This is a genomic window from Pseudomonas sp. PA-4-8C (assembly GCF_021606625.1).
Taxonomy (GTDB): Bacteria; Pseudomonadota; Gammaproteobacteria; order Pseudomonadales; family Pseudomonadaceae; genus Aquipseudomonas; species Aquipseudomonas lactis.
In genome coordinates, this window is record NZ_WKCD01000008.1 from 1 (window position 1) to 19,211 (window position 19,211).

Annotated in this window: 12 protein-coding genes; 11 read left to right on the forward strand and 1 reads right to left on the reverse strand. The window is 61.4% G+C overall.

The features are described 5' to 3' along the window. Window positions 1–3,512: retention module-containing protein (locus GIW04_RS02895; RefSeq protein ID WP_236270228.1), on the reverse strand; the 3,512-nt coding region annotated here is incomplete at its 3' end. A 336-nt stretch (window positions 3,513–3,848) separates the two neighbouring features. On the opposite strand from GIW04_RS02895, the gene GIW04_RS02900 reads away from it, so the two are divergent. From GIW04_RS02900 to GIW04_RS02950, 11 genes are all read left to right on the forward strand, one after another. Further along, window positions 3,849–5,204 carry a TolC family outer membrane protein gene (locus tag GIW04_RS02900; protein WP_034135884.1) on the forward strand — a complete coding sequence of 452 codons (1,356 nt, stop codon included), beginning with the start codon at window positions 3,849–3,851 and terminating at the stop codon, window positions 5,202–5,204. A gap of 41 nt (window positions 5,205–5,245) precedes the next feature. Next, window positions 5,246–7,402 carry a type I secretion system permease/ATPase gene (locus tag GIW04_RS02905; RefSeq protein WP_003187441.1) on the forward strand — a complete coding sequence of 719 codons (2,157 nt, stop codon included), beginning with the start codon at window positions 5,246–5,248 and terminating at the stop codon, window positions 7,400–7,402. After that, window positions 7,392–8,756 (forward strand): HlyD family type I secretion periplasmic adaptor subunit, encoded by a 1,365-nt coding sequence (locus GIW04_RS02910; protein WP_003187442.1) that lies wholly within the window; start codon window positions 7,392–7,394, stop codon window positions 8,754–8,756. The genes GIW04_RS02905 and GIW04_RS02910 overlap by 11 nt, the downstream gene beginning before the upstream one ends. Window positions 8,757–8,971: 215 nt before the next feature. Next, entirely contained in the window at window positions 8,972–9,844 is an 873-nt protein-coding gene (locus GIW04_RS02915; RefSeq protein ID WP_034135883.1) for a TauD/TfdA dioxygenase family protein, read from the forward strand. Between the two features lie 60 nt (window positions 9,845–9,904). Beyond that, complete coding sequence (locus tag GIW04_RS02920; RefSeq protein WP_003187445.1) at window positions 9,905–10,825, forward strand: LysR family transcriptional regulator; 921 nt, start codon at window positions 9,905–9,907, stop codon at window positions 10,823–10,825. 226 nt (window positions 10,826–11,051) lie between these two features. Further along, on the forward strand, window positions 11,052–12,587 hold the full coding sequence (locus GIW04_RS02925) for an MFS transporter (RefSeq protein WP_120247767.1): 1,536 nt from the start codon (window positions 11,052–11,054) through the stop codon (window positions 12,585–12,587). A 15-nt stretch (window positions 12,588–12,602) separates the two neighbouring features. Further along, window positions 12,603–13,661: an HlyD family secretion protein gene (locus GIW04_RS02930; protein WP_120247768.1), complete on the forward strand. Its 1,059-nt coding sequence runs from the start codon at window positions 12,603–12,605 to the stop codon at window positions 13,659–13,661. After that, on the forward strand, window positions 13,658–15,103 hold the full coding sequence (locus GIW04_RS02935; RefSeq protein WP_120247769.1) for an efflux transporter outer membrane subunit: 1,446 nt from the start codon (window positions 13,658–13,660) through the stop codon (window positions 15,101–15,103). The genes GIW04_RS02930 and GIW04_RS02935 overlap by 4 nt, the downstream gene beginning before the upstream one ends. A 74-nt stretch (window positions 15,104–15,177) precedes the next feature. Next, window positions 15,178–15,687: a sigma-70 family RNA polymerase sigma factor gene (locus GIW04_RS02940; protein ID WP_120247770.1), complete on the forward strand. Its 510-nt coding sequence runs from the start codon at window positions 15,178–15,180 to the stop codon at window positions 15,685–15,687. Next, window positions 15,684–16,634 (forward strand): FecR domain-containing protein, encoded by a 951-nt coding sequence (locus GIW04_RS02945; RefSeq protein WP_120247771.1) that lies wholly within the window; start codon window positions 15,684–15,686, stop codon window positions 16,632–16,634. The genes GIW04_RS02940 and GIW04_RS02945 overlap by 4 nt, the downstream gene beginning before the upstream one ends. Before the next feature lie 92 nt (window positions 16,635–16,726). Then, complete coding sequence (locus GIW04_RS02950; protein ID WP_094774276.1) at window positions 16,727–19,180, forward strand: TonB-dependent siderophore receptor; 2,454 nt, start codon at window positions 16,727–16,729, stop codon at window positions 19,178–19,180. Window positions 19,181–19,211: the final 31 nt, after the last annotated feature.

Below are 19,211 nucleotides of genomic sequence, written 5' to 3' on the forward strand. Positions count from 1 at the left end.
CCGATGGTTTCGGTGATCTGGACGGTCTGGGTGCTCTTGTCGATGAACACGTCATCGGTAGGCGCAGGCACGGTTACGGTGCCAACAGTTTCTCCAGCCTTGATGGTGATCGAAGAGCCGTTATCCAGCTTCAAGGTGACGTCAGTACCGGCCTTGTTGCTCAAGGTCGCGGTGTAGGTGATCTGCCCACCTTCGTTCGCCTCGGTCGGAGCGGTCAGTGTCACGGTAGTGGTGTTATCGGTACCCGGTGTATCAGTCACAGTTGTGGTGACGTTATCGGTACCTGGGACCAGATTCTCAAAGTGCTCGCCGCCGGTCACGCCTGTGATAGCAGTAGTGACGGTCTGGTCGCCCTTATACACATCATCAGGAGCCAGAACCGAAACGCTACCGCTCGATTGGTTTACGCCAATGGTGATGGTCTGGCCGTTATCGAGGGTGACGGTCAGCGGATTGGTGATGTTGGTCACCGGCGCACCGTTTTTATCCACAAGGCTGGCGGTGTAAACGATATTGCCGCCTTCGCCAACAGTGTTGGTGGCCGTCAAAACCACATCGACTTTGTCGATGGTGTCGTTGATCGTCGTGGTTGCGCCATTACCTGCAACTTCCAGTTTTTCGAAGTTGCCGCCGATGGTTTCGGTGATCTGGACGGTCTGGGTGCTCTTGTCGATGAACACGTCATCGGTAGGCGCAGGCACGGTTACGGTGCCAACAGTTTCTCCAGCCTTGATGGTGATCGAAGAGCCGTTATCCAACTTCAGCGTGACGTCAGTACCGGCCTTATTGCTCAAGGTCGCGGTGTAGGTGATCTGACCACCTTCGCTCGCTTCGGTCGGAGCGGTCAGCGTCACCGTAGTGGTGTTGTCAGTGCCTGGTGTATCCGTAACGGTGGTATTAACCGGGGTAGTACCAGGAACCAAGTTCTCGAAATGCTCGCCGCCGGTCACGCCCTTGATAGCAGCAGTGACGGTCTGATCGCCTTTATAAATATCGTCTGGCGCCACGGTAGTAACGGTGCCGCTAGATTGGTTGACACCGATAGTAATGGTCTGACCGTTATCCAAAGTCACGGTCAACGGGTTGGTGATGTTAGTCACCGGCGCGCCGTTCTTATCCACAAGGCTAGCGGTGTAGACGATATTGCCGCCTTCACCAACGGTAGTGGTCGCCGTCAGCACCACATCAACCTTGTCGAGGGTGTCGTTGATCGTGGTGGTTGCGCCATTGCCTGCAACTTCCAATTTCTCGAAGTTGCCGCCAGAGGTCTCAGTGATCTGGACGGTCTGCGTGCTCTTATCGATGAATACGTCATCGGTAGGCGCAGGGACAGTTACGGTGCCAACGGTCTCGCCAGCCTTGATGGTGATCGAGGAACCGTTATCCAACTTCAGCGTGACATCAGTGCCCGCTTTGTTGGAAAGCGTGGCGGTATACGTAACCTGCCCACCTTCGTTCGCCTCGGTTGGCGCTGTCAGCGTCACAGTGGTGGTGTCGATCGAATCGGTAATGGTGGTAATCGCTGGCGTGGTGCTCGGCACCAGGCTCTCGAAATTGCCGCCAGTCGCGCTCGCAATCGTCGTACTGACGGTGCTGCCGTTGACGTAGACGTCATTAGCCGGCGTATCAACGACAACGCTGCCTGTCGACTCACCGGCCTTGATGGTGATCACCGAGCCATTGCTCAAGGTGACGTTCACCGGGGTCTGCGCCGGGTTGGTCAATGTGGCGGTGTAGGTGATCTGACCGCCTTCGGTCACGGTCGAACCAGCGGTCAGAGTGACCGTGGTGGTGTCGATCGAATCGGTAATGGTGGTGACCGCAGGCGTGGTATTCGGTACCAGGTTCTCGAAGTTACCGCCCGTTGCACCAGTGATGGTGGTGCTGACCGTCGAACCGTTGTTGTAGACGTCGTTAGCCGGCGTATCAACCACAACGCTGCCTGTCGACTCACCGGCCTTGATGGTGATCACCGAGCCATTGCTCAAGGTGACGTTCACCGGGGTCTGCGCCGGGTTGGTCAAGGTGGCGGTGTAGGTGATCTGGCCGCCTTCGGTGACGGTCGAACCAGCGGTCAGAGTTACCGTGGTGGTGTCGATCGAATCGGTGATGGTAGTAACCGCAGGCGCGGTATTCGGTACCAGGTTCTCGAAGTTACCACCCGTTGCACCAGTGATGGTGGTGCTGACGGTAGAGCCATTGTTGTAGACATCGTTAGCCGGTGTATCAACCACAACGCTGCCTGTCGACTCACCGGCCTTGATGGTGATCACCGAGCCATTGCTCAAGGTGACGTTAACCGGGGTCTGCGCCGGGTTGGTCAAGGTGGCGGTGTAGGTGATCTGGCCACCTTCGGTGACGGTCGAACCAGCGGTCAGAGTCACCGTGGTGGTGTCGATCGAATCGGTAATGGTGGTGACCGCAGGCGTGGTATTCGGTACCAGGTTCTCGAAGTTGCCGCCCGTTGCACCGGTAATGGTGGTGCTGACGGTCGAGCCGTTGTTATAGACGTCGTTAGCCGGAGTATCGACCACAACGGTACCTGTCGACTCGCCAGCCTTGATGGTGATCACCGAGCCATTGCTCAAGGTGACGTTCACCGGGGTTTGTGCCGGGTTGGTCAGCGTGGCGGTGTAGGTGATCTGGCCACCTTCGGTTACGGTCGAGCCAGCGGTCAGAGTGACCGTGGTGGTGTCGATGGTATCGGTGATCTGCGTCACGGCCGGGTTAGGGTCGATGGTCAATACCAGGTTGCCGCCGCCGGTGGTACCGGTAACGCCGACGCTGATCTGGCCCGGGTCGATGTACGGGCTGTCATTAGGGGCCAGAGGTACATTCACGGTGCCGGTTAACTGGCCCGACGGGATGGTAATCACCGCGCCATTGGTCAAAGTGACGGTCAGATCGCTGGTGGAAGGCCGGGTCACGGTGGCGGTGTAGGTCAGCACGCCGCCCGCTTCGGTGATGGTTGGCGTCGCGCTCAGGGTCAAGGTCGAAGGCTGCAGCACTTGGTTGCCCGAGTCCGCCGAGCCTGGTGCTCCGCTCAGGGCGTTGAGTGCTGAAGTGCCTTGGCCGATAGGGGCGGTGGGGAAGCCGATGGTCGGGTCTACACGGCCGGCGGTCGCATCCAGCACCACGAAGCTATGGCCACCCCCGGCGGCACCGTTACCGGCAGCGTTTGCGCCAGCTGCGGTGGCTTCCAGGTCGGTGGTCGGGTCAGCGCCGGCGGCGATGGCTTGTTGCAACTCGGCCACCGATGGCGCGGCTTGCTCGCTGGCCGCCGCCAGGTCGGTGGTGGAGTCCGGCATATCGGCGCTCCACTGGGTGTCACGGCCCAGGTCCAGGATGCGACCGTCGGCCAGCTCCAGGCTCACGGCGCCCGACATACCGGTGTCGATCTGGTCGCCCGCGAACAAGCGATCACCTTCAATGAGGACGCGACGAGTACCTTCCGGAGAAATTACGAAAACTTGACCAACAATGCTTTTGACGGTGGCAACAACACTGCTCATTAAAATTTTCTCCGGCGATCCGTTTCGACAAATCCATTTCGCAGCGCGCTATTAGCGCTGCCAATCTGGGGGCGTAGTCTATAAATGCATTGACGTCAAATATTTGGCTGGATTTTTTAGCTATCTAGTTTGTGCCAAACTATTGACCTTATGGTCGCCATCCTAAACAATCGCCCTAGTAATGTCACATTGATATTTATGCGGCGAACCGTCCTACATGTGTGAAGCAGTTCCGCTTTTCGAACTTTCCGACGTACGGTCATTACGGTAGCCATTATCCGACGCAGCGGTGCCAATCGCTGTGATTTAAGACAAGAAGTCTTGGGGAAATTTTAAATGCGTCTGCACCTGTTCAAGGCAATACCGTTCGCTCTCGCCGCCAGTTTCGTACAAGCCCAGACACTGCCCCAAGCCATGCAACAGGCATTGGACGTACACCCGGAAATTCAGGCGGGTGTTAACAGCCGCATCGCCGCCGATTACCAATTGCGCGCCGCACAAGGTGGCTACCTGCCGCGTGTCGACTTGAACGCCGGTTACGGCCGCCAAGGAACCGACAATGCCACCAGCCGTGCCAATAACCCTGGCGGCAATCACTGGGAGACGCTCAACCGCGGCGAATCCAGCCTGCGCCTGCAGCAAATGATTTTTGACGGTTTTGCTACCTCCAGCGAAGTCGGGCGTCAACAAGCCAACGTTAATTCCCGCGCTTACTCCTTGCTGGGGACTTCCGAGCGCACTGCGCTGACCGTTGCTCAGGTTTACCTGGAAGTATTGACCCGTCGTGAGTTCGTGCGCCTGGCCGAAGACAACCTGCGCAACCACGAGCGCATCTACGATCAGATCAAGTTGCGCACCCAGCGTGGCGTCGGCAACGGTGCCGACCAGGACCAGGCCGAAGCGCGCCTGGCTCAGGCCCGCAACAACTTGATCACCGAGCAGACAAACCTGGCCGACGCGCAGGTCAACTACCTCAGCGCCGTCGGCCAGATGCCCGACGAACTCGAGCGTCCGGCCCCGTTCATGGCCATGCTGCCAGCCGACCTGAACGAAGCGCGCCGTCAGATGCTCGACAACAGCCCGGTGCTGCGTTCGGCCGAGTCGGATATCTCTGCCGCCGAGAAGCAGTACGACGCTGCCAAATCCACATTCTATCCGCGCTTTGACGCTGAACTGGGCACCAACGCCGACAACAACGTCTCAGGTGATCCCAACCACAGCAATGGCTGGGAAGCCATGGTGCGCATGCGCTTCAACCTGTTCGCCGGTGGCAGCAACAAGGCCGACCTGCAATCGAAGTCCTACCAGGCCAACCAGGCGCTCGACATCCGCAACAACGCCTTGCGCCAACTCAATGAAGAGCTAGGCTTGGCTTGGAACGCCCTGAACAACGCCAACGCGCAATTGCCGGTCGCCCAGCAGTACGTGGATCACAGCACCCGCGTACGCACGTCCTACCAGCAACAGTTCAGCCTTGGTCAACGTACTCTGTTGGATTTGCTCGACAGCGAGAATGAATTGTTCACTGCTTCCCGCCGCCTGGAAGAAATCAAGAACATTCAGTTATTTACTCAGTACCGAATCAAGGCGACCATGGGCGAATTGCTCAAGAGCCAGGGAGTGGTTGCACCAATGGCCTCCGTCGTGCAGAACGACGTGAAACCTAAAGTCCAACTGCCTGGGATGAATTGAGCCACCCCAATAGCCCCATCTGTTAGTCGAGAGTGCGCAGCGTGGAACCTGAAGTCAGTCGAGTTCATCTCAGTCATGATCCACGCGCACTGCACGATGACCCGTTACTCGACGGGTTGTTGGCGCTCTGCGCCCTGCATCAGAAACCGGCCAGTGCGGCCATGCTCACCACCGGCCTGCCGCTGCCTTCGCAACGGTTGAGTGCCGAGTTGCTGTCGCGTGCCGCTGCGCGGGCCGGGCTGCAAGGCCGGCTGCTGCAACGCAAGCTGGATCAGATCCCGACCATTGCATTGCCGGCGCTGCTGTTGCTCAAGGACGGTCGCAGTACCGTGCTGGTCGGCTGGCAGGGCGAAGATCAAGCGCGGATCCTGCTCAGTGAAAGCGACGGCGGTGAAGTGCTGATCAAGCGCGAAGCATTGGCCGACGACTACATCGGCAAAGTCTTCTTTGCACAGCCGCAACACAAATTCGACGTCAACCACGGCAGCCTGATTCCACGGGCGCGCTCGTGGTTCCGTGACACCCTCATGCGTTCGCGCTGGCTCTACACCGACGCCATCGCCGCCAGCTTCCTGATCAACATCATCGCCATGGCCGCGCCGCTGTTCGTGATGAACGTGTACGACCGCGTCGTGCCGAACCAGGCCACCGCTACCCTGTGGGTGCTGGCCGTGGGCATCTGCGGTGCCTACCTGTTCGACCTGATCCTCAAAAGCCTGCGCAGCCTTTGCCTGGACCTGGCCGGTAAAAAAACCGACCTGATCATCTCGGCCACGTTGTTCGAGCGTATCGTCGGCATGTCCATGAAGTACCGCCCGGCGCGGGTCGGCAGCTTCGCGCAAAACATCCACGAGTTTCAAAGCCTGCGCGACTTCCTCGCGTCTTTGACCCTCACCAGCCTGATCGACCTGCCGTTTACGCTGCTGATCTTCCTGGTCATCGCCATCCTCGGCGGGCACCTGGTGTGGATTCCGGTGCTGGCATTCCCTCTGGCCCTAGGCATCGGCTACGCCTTGCAAAAGCCCCTGGTCGCGACCATGGAGCGCACCATGGCGCTGGCCGCCGAGCGCCAGTCGAGCCTGATCGAAACCCTCGCCGGGCTCGATGCGGTCAAGGTCAACAACGCCGAGAGCGAGCGTCAGTACGGCTGGGAACAGACCATCGGCACCCTGAGCCGGCTTGAGCTGCGGGTGAAGTTGCTGTCGGGCCTGTCGATGAACATGACCCTGCTGATCCAGCAACTGGCTGGCGTAATCATGATCGTGTTCGGCGTGTACCAGATCATCGACGGCAACCTCAGTATGGGCGGCCTGATTGCCTGCTACATGCTCAGTGGCCGTGCCTTGAGCCCGCTGGCCTCGTTGTCGGGCCTGCTCACGCGCTACCAGCAAGCCAAGGTCACCATGACCTCGGTGGACCAGATGATGGAGCTGCCCCAGGAGCGCAACTTCGAAGAGCGCCCCATGAGCCGTCGCACCCTGCAAGGCGCCATCGAGTGCCGGGGCCTGAACTTCACTTACCCGAACCAGCAGAACCCGGCGCTTAAAAACATCAACCTGGTGATCAAGCCAGGGGAAAAAATCGGCATCATCGGCCGCAGCGGCTCGGGCAAAAGCTCCCTGGCCAAGCTGATCGTTGGCCTTTACCAGCCCGACTCCGGCTCCTTGCTGGTGGATGGCGTGGACGTGCGCCAGATCGACGTGAGCGAGCTGCGTCACAACATAGGCTATGTGGCCCAGGATATTCAATTGCTGGCCGGCACCCTGCGCGACAACCTGGTCAGCGGTGCGCGCTACGTCGAGGATGAAATGGTGTTGCAAGCTGCCGAACTGGCCGGCGTGCACGAATTTGCCCGCCTGCATCCCCAAGGCTACGAACTGCAAGTCGGCGAGCGTGGGCAGAACCTGTCCGGCGGCCAGCGCCAGAACGTCGCCCTGGCCCGTGCGCTGCTGCTCAACCCGCCCATGCTGCTGTTGGACGAACCCACCAGCGCCATGGACAACACCGGTGAAGAACGCTTGAAGCAACGCCTGCAAGCCGTGGTGCAAAACAAGACCGTGGTGCTGGTCACGCACCGAGCCTCACTGCTCTCCCTGGTCGACCGCCTGCTGGTGGTCGACCGTGGGCAGATTCTCGCGGACGGCCCGAAAGCCGTGGTCATGGAAGCGTTGAAGAAGGGGCAGATCAGTGTTGCTTAACTCCATCAAGAGTGCGGTCGGCCGCTACTTCAAAGGCTCCGATTCGCTGCAGGGCCAGCCGCTGCCCGAGGTCAACAAGGCGCTGATCGAAGATGCGCCGCGGGTGATCCGCCTGACCATCTGGGCGATCATCGCGTTCTTTATATTCCTGGTGGTGTGGGCCGGTTTCTCCCAGATCGACGAAGTGACCCGTGGCGACGGCAAGGCGATTCCGTCGTCAAAATTGCAGAAAATCCAGAACCTGGAAGGCGGTATTGTCGCCGAGCTGTACGTCAAGGAAGGCCAGATCGTAGAAGCCGGCGCGCCGTTGATTCGTCTCGACGACACGCGGTTTGTCTCCAACGCCGGCGAAACCGAAGCCCTGCGCCTGGCCATGCAACTGCGCGTCGAGCGTTTGAGCGCGCAGGTGGATGACCGCCCGCTGAACATCCCCGACGACGTGCTCAAGGCCGCGCCGAGCCAGGCCGCCAACGAGCGCTCCTTGTACGAAAGCCGCCGCCAGCAGTTGAAAGACGAAGTCGGCGGCTTGCAGGAGCAACTCGTCCAGCGCCAACAGGAACTGCGCGAATTCACCTCCAAGCAGGGCCAATACCGCAGCCAGTTGTCCCTGCAACGCCAGGAAATCAACATGTCCGAGCCGTTGGTGGCCCAGGGTGCGGTGTCGCCGGTAGAAGTGCTGCGCCTCAAGCGCGCCGAAATGGAAACCCGTGGGCAGCTGGATGCCACCACCCTGGCGATCCCGCGTGCTGAATCGGCGATCAAGGAAGTGCAACGCAAGATCGATGAAACCCGCGGCAAATTCCGCAGCGAAGCCCTGACCCAACTCAACGAAGCCCGTACTGAACTGAACAAGGCAGAGTCCACCGGCCGCGCGCTGGAAGACCGGGTCAGCCGCACCCTGGTTACCTCGCCAGTGCGCGGGATCGTCAAGCAGTTGCTGGTCAACACCGTTGGCGGTGTGATCCAGCCGGGCAGCGACATGGTCGAAATCGTGCCGCTGGATGACACCCTGCTGGTAGAAGCCAAGATCCGCCCGCAAGACATCGCCTTCCTGCACCCAGGGCAGGAAGCGGTGGTCAAGTTCACCGCCTATGACTACACCATCTACGGCGGGCTGAAAGCCAAGCTCGAACGCATCGGTGCCGACACCATCACCGATGAAGACAAGAAGACCACCTACTACATGATCACTCTGCGCACCGACCGCAGCCACTTGGGCACCGATGAGAAGCCGCTGCTGATCATCCCCGGCATGGTCGCTTCGGTGGATATCATCACCGGCAAGAAAAGCATCCTCAGCTACCTGCTCAAGCCGATCATCAAGGCGCGGGCCGAGGCGTTGCACGAGCGTTGATCTTCAGCGCCTGTACCGACCTCATCGCAGGCAAGCCAGCTCCCACATTTGAATGGGTTCACAAATCAAAATGTGGGAGGGGGCTTGCCCCCGATGAGGCCGTCAGCATCACGCTACAGCTCAAACCAAACGCCATATCCATATGCGCTAACGGTATTTAAGCTTCCATCCTTATGCCTATAAATTCACTCCCCTGTCCGCCGGGAATGAATCCAATGTCTGCCACCACCGCCCCCCAAACCTTCGACATCCGCCCCTTCCCCGGCAGTGTAGGCGCCGAGATCATCGGCCTGGACTTGTCCCGCCCAGTCAACGACCAGGACTTCACCCGCATCCATCGCGCTCACCTGGACCACCATGTCATCGTGTTCCGCGACCAACGCATTACCCCCGCACAACAGATCGCCTTCAGCCGCCGTTTCGGTGTGCTGCAAATCCATGTGCTCAAACAATTCCTATTGGCCAACCACCCTGAAATCCTGATCGTCTCCAACATCATCGAGAACGGCCAATCCATCGGCCTGGGGGATGCGGGCAAGTTCTGGCATTCGGACCTGTCATACAAAGAACTGCCTAGCCTGGGCTCAATGCTGCATGCTCAGGAACTGCCCTCTGAAGGCGGCGACACCCTGTTCGCCGATATGCACAAAGCCTGGGAGCACCTGCCAGGCCACCTGCGCAACGCCGTCGAAGGCCGCAGCGCCGCGCATTCCTACACGGCGCGCTACAGCGAGACCAAATTCGAAGGCAACTGGCGCCCAACCCTTACCCCCGAACAGCTCGCTCAGGTTGCCGAAGTGGTGCACCCCGTTGTGCGCACCCACCCGGAAAACGGCCGTAAGGCGCTGTTCGTCAGCGAGGGCTTCACCACCCGTATCGTCGGCCTGCCCGATGACGAAAGCCGAGACCTGCTGGCCCAGCTCTACGCCCACAGCGTGCTGCCGGAAAACATCTACCGCCACCAGTGGCAGCCCCACGACCTTGTGTTCTGGGACAACCGCTCGCTGATCCACCTGGCCGCCGGTTGCCCAAGCCACCTGCGGCGCAAGTTGTACCGCACCACGATTCAGGGGGATGCGCCTTTCTAACCCGATAAAGCCTGCTAGGATTGCGCCCAGTTCACTCTCAACGGACCACGAGTGCTTGGCATGCAATTACCGGACATGAACCTGCTGGTCGCCCTCGACGCGTTGCTCGACGAGGGCAGTGTGGTGGGCGCCGCACGGCGGATGAATCTGAGCCCGGCCGCCATGAGCCGCACCCTCACGCGTATTCGTGAAGCGGTCGGTGACCCGATCCTGGTACGTGCCGGCCGTGGCCTGGTGCCGACGCCCAAGGCGCTTGAGCTGCAAGGCCAGGTGCGCAATGTGGTGGAGCAGGCTGCGTTGTTGTTCCGTTCGGCGGACCAAGTTGATTTGAGCACCTTGCGCCGTCGTTTCAGCGTGCGCGCCAATGACTTTTTCATCGGCGTGTATGGCGGGCGGCTGTTCGACACCATGGAGCGCGTGGCGCCGCTGTGTGAGCTGCGTTTCGTACCCGAAGGCGACACCGACGATGAAGCCCTGCGCGAAGGGCGGTTGGACTTGCGGGTGAGCAACACCATGCCTGCCAGCCCGGAAGTGAAGGTGCAGAACCTGTTCTCCACCACCTTTGTCGGCCTGGCGCGGCAAGACCACCCGTTGTTCGACGAAGAAATCACGGCGGCACGCTTTGCCAGCTATTCCCACATCAGCATCTCCCGGCGTGGCATCGCCCGTGGGCCCATTGATACCGCGTTGAATGCTCAAGGCCTGGAGCGCCGTGTGGCCATGATCGCCCCAGGCTTTCACGGTGCGATGTTCATGCTGCCCGATTCCGACCTGCTGTTGCCGGTACCCAAGGAAGCCCTCCTGAGCGCCAAGCGTCTGAACCTGCCACTGCGCGCATTTGCCCTGCCGATTCCACTGCAAACCCTAGTCCTGGCGCAATCCTGGCACCCGCGCTTCGACAAAGACCCGGCCCATAAATGGCTGCGTGAAACCATGCGCGAAAGCTGTCATGCCACCTGGCTTGAAGCCCAGCCGGTATAAAGCGAACGCAATCAATGTGGGAGCTGGCTTGCCTGCGATAGCGGCGCGTCAGACAACATATTTTCATCTGTCAGGCCGCTATCGCAGGCAAGCCAGCTCCCACAGGGTTCAGTGTTGATGTTCAAAGTTGCGTCTGACGCACTTATAACCTGCCAACAAGTAACTTTTTGTCATGAGAGTGCCCGATTAAACTGCTCAGGTATTTCTCATTCCGAGTTACCTGTTCATGACGTCCCTCGCTGCCCCCGCTATCCAGGCCGCAGCCAAACCTACGGCCCTGAGCCCACCCGTGTTCGGACCGCGCATCATCATCGGCCTGCTTGGCGTATTGCTGGCGGTGCTGGTCTCCGGTCTCAACGAGATGGTCACCAAGGTCGCCCTCGCCGATATCCGCGGTGCGCTGTACATCGGTTTTGACGAAGGCACCTGGCTGGTCGCGGCCTACACCGCCACTTCGGTCGCGGCCATGGCCTTCGCGCCGTGGTGTTCGGTGACGTTTTCCCTGCGTCGCTTCACCCTGTGCGCTATCGGTTTGTTCACCGTGCTGGGCATCCTCTGCCCGTTCGCGCCGAACTACGAAAGCCTGTTGCTGCTGCGCACCGTGCAAGGCCTGGCCGGTGGCGCACTGCCGCCGATGCTGATGACCGTGGCGCTGCGTTTCTTGCCGGCCAACGTCAAATTGTACGGGTTGGCCGGTTACGCACTCACCGCCACCTTCGGCCCCAGCCTGGGCACGCCGCTGGCGGCGTTATGGACCGAATACGTCGGCTGGCAGTGGGCGTTCTGGCAGATCGTCGCGCCGTGCCTGCTGGCCATGGCGGCCGTGGCCTACGGCTTGCCACAAGACCCGCTGCGCCTGGAGCGCTTCAAGCAATTCAACTGGCGTGGCCTGCTGCTGGGCTTCCCGGCGATCTGCATGCTGGTGATCGGCTTGTTGCAGGGCAATCGCCTGGACTGGTTCGAATCGGGCCTGATTACCTTCCTGCTGTGTGGCGGCACAGTGTTGCTGGTGCTGTTCATGCTCAACGAATGGTCGCAGCCGCTGCCCTTCTTCAACTTGCAGATGCTTGGCCTGCGCAACCTGGCGTTTGCCCTGATCGTGCTGGCTGGCGTGCTGATGGTGCTGACCTCGGTGATCATCATCCCGTCCAGTTTCCTCGCCCAGGTCCAGGGCTACCGGCCGCTGCAGACCGCACCGGTGATGCTGCTGATGGCGTTGCCGCAGTTGATCGCGCTGCCGCTGGTGGCGGCGCTGTGCAACCTGCGCTGGGTCGATTGCCGCTGGGTGCTGGGCATTGGCCTGAGTATGTTGGTGCTGTGCTGCCTCGGCAGTTCACACCTGACTTCGGCGTGGATTCGCGACGACTTTTATGGCTGGTACCTGCTGCAGATTTTCGGCCAGCCGATGGCCGTGTTGCCGCTGCTGATGCTGTCCACCGGCAGCATCCAGCCCATCGAAGGGCCGTTCGCCTCGGCCTGGTTCAATACCGTCAAGGGCCTGGCTGCTGTGATCGCCACTGCGGTGCTGGATACATTGACCACCCAGCGCGGGCATTTCCATTCAACCATGTTGGTGGACCGCCTGGGCAATTCGCCCCTTGCCGACGCTGACGCGCCGGGCCTCGCCCACCGCTTGCACGAGCAGACCGTGGTGCTGACCTCTTCGGATCTTTACGTCGTCATGGCCGGTGTCGCGGTGGCGTTGATCCTGCTGATTTTCTGGATGCCCACGCGGATCTATCCGCCTCGCGCTCCGGCCTGACCACAAGGACTTTCCATGAAACGCAAAGACAAAATTGCCGTCTCCGTTATTGCTGTATTTGCCGTCGGCGTGCTGGTTTACCTGGTCGCCCCGGGCGTACTGGGCAGCAAGCACCAGAGCACCAACGACGCCTTCGTCGCGGCTGATTTCACCCTGGTCGCCCCCCGCGTTGCCGGTTTCATCAAGGAAGTGCTGGTGGAAGACAACCAGCGTGTCAAAGCCGGGCAACTGCTGGCGTTGATCGACGACCGCGATTTTCGCGCCGCCGCCCAGGCCGCCGATGCCGACACCCTCGTCGCCCAGGCCCAGCTGAAAAACGCCAGCGCGACTCTGGAGCGCCAAAGCTCGGTGATCGCCCAGGCCCAGGCCACCGTGGCAGCAGATCGCGCCGAAGTGGCCTTTGCCGAACATGAACTGAACCGCTACAACCACCTCGCCGGCGTCGGTGCGGGCACCGTGCAGAACGCCCAGCAAGCCAAGACGCGCATCGACCAGGCCACTGCGCGCCTGGCTAAATCCACCGCCGTGCTGGCCGCCGAACGCAAGCAGGTGGAAATCCTCACCGCCCAGCGTGACGCCGCCGAAGGTGGACTCAAGCGCGTCCAGGCCGCGCTGGAAATGGCCAGTTATCAGCTGTCTTACACGCGCATTGTCGCACCGGTGGATGGCATGGTCGGTGAACGTGCGGTGCGGGTCGGCGCCTATGTGACACCGGGCAGCAAGATCCTTGCGGTGGTGCCACTGGCCGAAGCCTATGTGGTGGCAAATTTCCAGGAGACCCAACTGTCGCACATGCACGCGGGGCAAGCGGTGCAAGTCAGCGTCGACAGTCTTGACGGCGAACTGCTCAAAGGCCATCTGGAAAGCCTGGCGCCAGCCACGGGTGTGACCTTCGCCTCGGTCAAACCCGACAACGCCACCGGCAACTTCACCAAGGTGGTACAGCGTATTCCGGTGAAGATCGTGCTTGAGCCGAACCAGCCACTGACCGAGCGCCTGCGCGTCGGCATGTCGGTGGAAGCCAGCGTCGATATCCGGCCCGTCGAGCAGCAGCGTGAGGTGGCCCAGCAATGAGACACCTCGCCTGGCTCACCTTGAGCCTGATCAGCCTGAGTGCCTGCACGGTCGGCCCGGATTTCCAACGGCCCGATGCCCCGCGCGTCGGCCAGTGGAGCGAACCCCAGGGCCGCCAAGCCGCCAGCCGCGCCGTCAGCGACCCGTTGCAGGAACGCTGGTGGGACGTGTTCCACGATGAGCAGCTCTCGGCCCTTACGCGCCGCGCCCTCAGCGATAACCTCGACCTGAAGCTGGCCAGCAGCCGCCTGCAACAAAGCCGCGCCATCCGCCAGGTGACTACGGCCGAGCGCTACCCCAACGTCGATGCCGGCGGCGCCTACCAGCGCAAGCGCAACAGCGGCAAAGGCTTGAGCGACCCCTCCGGCGAGAATGGCCGCTCGGCCTTCAACCAATGGGACATGGGCTTCTCGGCCTCTTGGGAGCTGGATTTCCGGGGCCGGGTCAAGCGTGAAACCGAAGCAGCCGACGCCACGCTGGAAGTTGCCGAAAACGATCGTCGCGCCGTGTTGTTGTCGGTGCTGGCCGAGACCGCCCAGGACTATATCCAACTGCGCGGCGTGCAAAACACCCGCGCTGTCACCGAGCAAAACCTCGACGTTGCGCGCCACAGCCTCAAGCTCTCGCAGTTGCGGTTGGCCGACGGCGTGGCCACCGACCTGGATGTGGCCGAAGCCGCCGCCCAGGTCGCGGCTATCGAAGCGCGCCTGCCGGATCTACAGCAGCGCCAGGACCAGTTGATCAACGCCCTGAGCCTGCTGATGGGCGAGCCGCCTCAGGCCCTGCACGCGCAGTTGTCCAAAGACGCCCCTGTGCCGCAAACCCAGCGCCAGGTCGCGATCGGCCTGCCATCGGAACTCGCCGAGCGCCGCCCCGACATCCGCCAGGCCGAAGCGCGCCTGCACGCTGCCACTGCCAGCATCGGCGTGGCCAAGGGCGACTTTTACCCACGCATCACCCTGTCCGGCAGCCTCGGCTCCCAAGCCATGCAACTCTCGGATTTCGGCTCCTGGGGTTCCCGCGCCTTTGCCTTCGGCCCGCAATTGAGCCTGCCGCTGTTCAACGGCGGGCGCCTGCAAGGCATGGTGGATTTACGCGAAGCCCAGCAACAGGAGGCGGCCCTGGCCTACCAGCAAACCGTGCTGCGTGCCTGGCATGAAATCGACGACCAACTGACCCGCTACAACGCCAGCCAACTGCGCCGCGACAGCCTCGCGGAAGCCGTGCGCCAGAACCAGATCGCCCTCACCACCGCACAGCACCAGTACGTCGAAGGCGTGGCGGATTTCGTCAATGTACTCACCGTGCAGAGCGCGTTGCTGGCAACGCAGGAGCAGTGGGTGGAAAGCTCCACCGGCGTGTCATTGGCTATGGTCGGGCTGTACAAAGCGTTGGGAGGAGGGTGGGAGTCGGTGTACCCGTTGCAGACCGCTGGGCGCTGAGCAACAAAGAGTTTTTGTCAGTCGCCAAATAAGATGTAATGATAATTGCTCTCAATAACACTTCTGAGCTTTTCATGGGCAGCGCGACTGACGGCCAGCAACAGCTTCACATCCTGTACCGCGACCATCACGGCTGGCTGCAAGGCTGGTTGCGCAAGCGCCTGGGCGACCGCGAACAGGCCGCCGATTTGGCGCAGGATACCTTCTTGCGCCTGCTGGTGGCCGGGCGTTTCCCGGGTGACAAGGAAAGCCGCAGCTACTTGGCGCAGATCGCCCGCAACCTGGTGATCGACCAATGGCGCCGCCTGCGCATCGAGCGTGCTTACCTGGAAAGCATCGCGCACCTGCCCGAGCCCGAGTCGCCGTCCCTGGAAACCCGCGCGCTGATCCTCGAAACCCTGATGCAGATCGACGCCATGCTCGACCGCATGCCCGACAATGTACGCCGTGCGTTTTTGCTGTCGCAGTTCGAAGGCTTGAGCTATGCGCAAATCGCCGAGCGCCTGGGCGTCACCGTCAGCTCGGTGCAAAAGTACATGACCCGTGCCATCGTCGCCTGCTACCAGGTGGTGTACGAAGAATGAAGCACGACGCGCCCATTGCCCCCGCGATTGTTGAGCAAGCCAGCGAGTGGTTGATGCTGCAATGGGGCGGTGAGCTCAAGGGCGAGCAGCGCCAGGCGTTTGCCCGGTGGCAGGCCGCTGACCCGGAGCATCGTCGCGCCTGGCAGCGCTTGCAGCAGCTGCAACACACCCTCGGCGGCGTACCTGCCGACAGCGCTCGCGCAGTATTGCGCGACACCCCGGATACCCAACGCCGTGCCGCGCTCAAACTGCTCGGCCTGTTGTTGGTGGCCGGTGGCAGCGGCTATCTGGTGCAACGCAGCGAGCCCTGGCAAGCGGCCTTCGCAGAGCTGCGTACCGCCACGGGCGAAATTCGCCATATGACCTTGAGCGACGGCACGCAACTGGACCTCAACAGTGACAGTGCCGTAGACCTGCGTTTCAGCGCTACCGAACGGCGTATTCGGCTGATCCGTGGCGAGGTCTTGCTGACCAGCGGCCACGACGCCTCGCGCCCGTTGATCGTCGAAACGCCAGCCGGCGATGTGCAGGCGTTGGGCACGCGCTTTGCGGTACGTGAACTGCCCGACGGCAGCCGTGTGGATTTGTACGAAGGTCGCCTGCGGGTCACGCCGTTGCAGGGCACGCCGGTGCATATGCAGGCGGGGGACAGCCTGTGGTTCAACGCCCGTCAAAGCACCGCGTTGCCGGCAGTGAGCGCCAATGCCAGCAGTTGGACCGAGCATCGTCTGGTTGCCGAGCGCCAGCCGTTGGGTGAGTTCGTGGCGCAACTGAGCCGGTATCGCCCTGGCCTGTTGCGCTGTGATCAGGCGGTGTCGAACCTGCTGTTGACCGGCGTGTTCCCGCTGAGCGACACCGACGCGATCCTGTCGGCCTTGGAGCGTTCATTGCCCGTGCACGTGCAGGCGGTGACCCGTTACTGGGTAACGATCAAGGCGCGGGTCTGAAAATACTTTGTACAGGGCTTGTCGGTTTTTGTGGCCCGTTCGGGATACCTCTTGAAAGCCAATCAAGAAGCGTTCTCACGGGGAGTCATGCAATGTCGCACCACCCAATCCAACCTTTGGCCCGCGCGCTGCGTCGTGGCCTGTTTGCCGGCCTGCTGGCGGCGGCTCCTGTACTGCCGAGCATGGTTCAAGCCGAGGAAAGCACCGAAGCGCTGCGCAGCTATGACATTCCGGCGGGCAGCCTCGACCAGGCGTTGAACCGTTTCGCCAGTGCTTCTGGCATCCTGCTGTCGGTTGACGCTACGCTCACCGAAGGCAAGCGCAGCGCCGGCTTGAAAGGGCGTTATGGCGTAGGTTCGGGGTTGCAGCGCTTGCTGGCGGGCAGCGGTTTGGCGGCGGTGCAATCCCAGGGCGGTTGGTCGTTGCAGGCCCTTTCCGGCGACGGAGCCTTGCAGTTGGGCGCGACCCAGATCAGCGGCCGGCAAGAGCAGGAAAGCGCCTGGGGTCCGGTGGACGGTATTGTCGCCAAGCGCAGCGCCTCGGGCAGCAAGACTGACTCGGCGCTGGTGGAAATCCCCCAGACCATCAACGTGATCACCGCCGCCGAGATCAAGGCACGCGGCGCCCAGAGTGTCACCCAGGCGTTGCTCTACACCCCAGGCATGAGCGCCGGCGGTTTTGCCGACCGGGTCAAATTGTTCGATGAGCCGACGTCACGCGGCTTCTCGCCCACGCCGCTGTACCTGGACGGGCTGCACCTGCCTTATGGCGGTGGCAGCACCGGGGGCGCGTTGCAGATCGAACCGTATTCCCTGGAGCGCATCGAAGTGCTCAAAGGCCCGGCGTCAGTGCTTTACGGCCAGAACCAGCCGGGCGGCATCGTCAATATGGTCAGCAAGCGCCCCAGCGAAACCCCGATACACCAAGTGGTACTGGAAGCCGGTACCTACGAACACAAAAGCGCGGCCATCGACCTGAGCGGCCCGCTGGACGAGGAGGGCCAGTTTCTCTACCGCCTGACCGGCCTGGCGAATGACGCGCAAGACGAAATCAATTACGTCGAAAACAAGCGCCAGTTCATCGCCCCCAGCCTCACCTGGCGCCCCAACGACGACACCAGCCTGACCCTGTTCGCCCAATACCAGAAAGATAAAGGCGTGCCCGAAGCCCAAGGCCTGCCGGCGTCCGGCACGCTGTGGGACAACCCCAACGGCAAGATCAAGCGCGATGTGTTTATCGGCGAGCCGGGCGTCAACCAGTACAACCGCGAGCAATACGTGCTGGGCTACGAAGTTTCCCATCGCCTCAACGACATCTGGACCCTCAAGCAAAACGCCCGTTACGCCGAGGTCGACGACCGCTACACCGCGCCATTGCACGGCTACCGCTTCGTCGCCAACCCAAACACCGGCGTGCAAGACCAGCGTTACCTGCAACGCTTCGGCGTGGACTGGTCGCAGACCAACAAAGTGTTCGGCGTGGACAGCATCGCCCAGGCTGAATTTGACACGGGCGCGCTGTCCCATACCTTCATCGTTGGCCTGGACTACTACCATTCCAACTCGCAGTTCCATGGCCTGTATGACCGCAACCCGCCGATCATTGACCTGTTCAAACCGGTGTACGGCCAGCCCTTGAACTTCGGCCAACCGTACCGCTGGGATCGCACCATTACCCAGACCGGCCTGTATCTGCAGGACCAGATCAAATTGGATAAATGGGTGCTGGTACTCGGTGGCCGCTACGACTGGGCGAATGTGGTGAACAAGGAGCCGATACAGGACACCCGCTTTGCCAGCAAAGACCAGGCGTTCACCGGTCGTGCGGGCCTGGTGTACCTGTTCGATAACGGCGTGTCGCCCTTCGTCAGCTATTCGGAATCCTTCCTTCCGCTGGCCGGCACCGATGCGAACCGAAAACCCTTCGAACCCTCCACCGGCAAACAGTACGAAGTCGGCGTGAAGTACCAGCCACCGGGCCAGAAGAGCTTCATCCAGGCTTCTGTGTACCAACTGGACCAGGAAAACGTGCTGACCACCAACCCGGTGGATACCACCTTCAGCACCCAAAGCGGCGCCCTGCGCTCGCGAGGTGTTGAACTGGAAGCCAAGGCCGTCTTGAGCGATGCCTGGGACGTGGTCGCCTCGGCTGCGCGCAATGACGTCAAATACACCAAGGACAACGATGGCCGCCAAGGTCGCCACCCGGCCGGCATCTCCCCACTCACCGCCTCGATGTGGGTCAACTACACCGTGCTCGGCGACACGCCCTTGGCGGGGCTGGGTGCAGGGCTTGGCGTGCGTTACGCCCGTCAAAGCCTGGGCGACTACTACGAAGGCGCCTTCAACGTGCCGTCCTACAGCGTCTACGATGCAAGCCTGAGCTACGACCTGGGCGCCTCGCCGCTCAAGCTCAAGGGCGTGAAACTGGCGATGAACGTGCAGAACCTCAGCAACAAGACCTACGTCTCGCAGTGCACCAGTGATCTGGATTGCTACTACGGGGAAGGGCGTACGGTGGTGTCGAGCCTGACGTACGATTGGTAACTTAGCGTTTAGGTGATATTGGCTGCGGCGC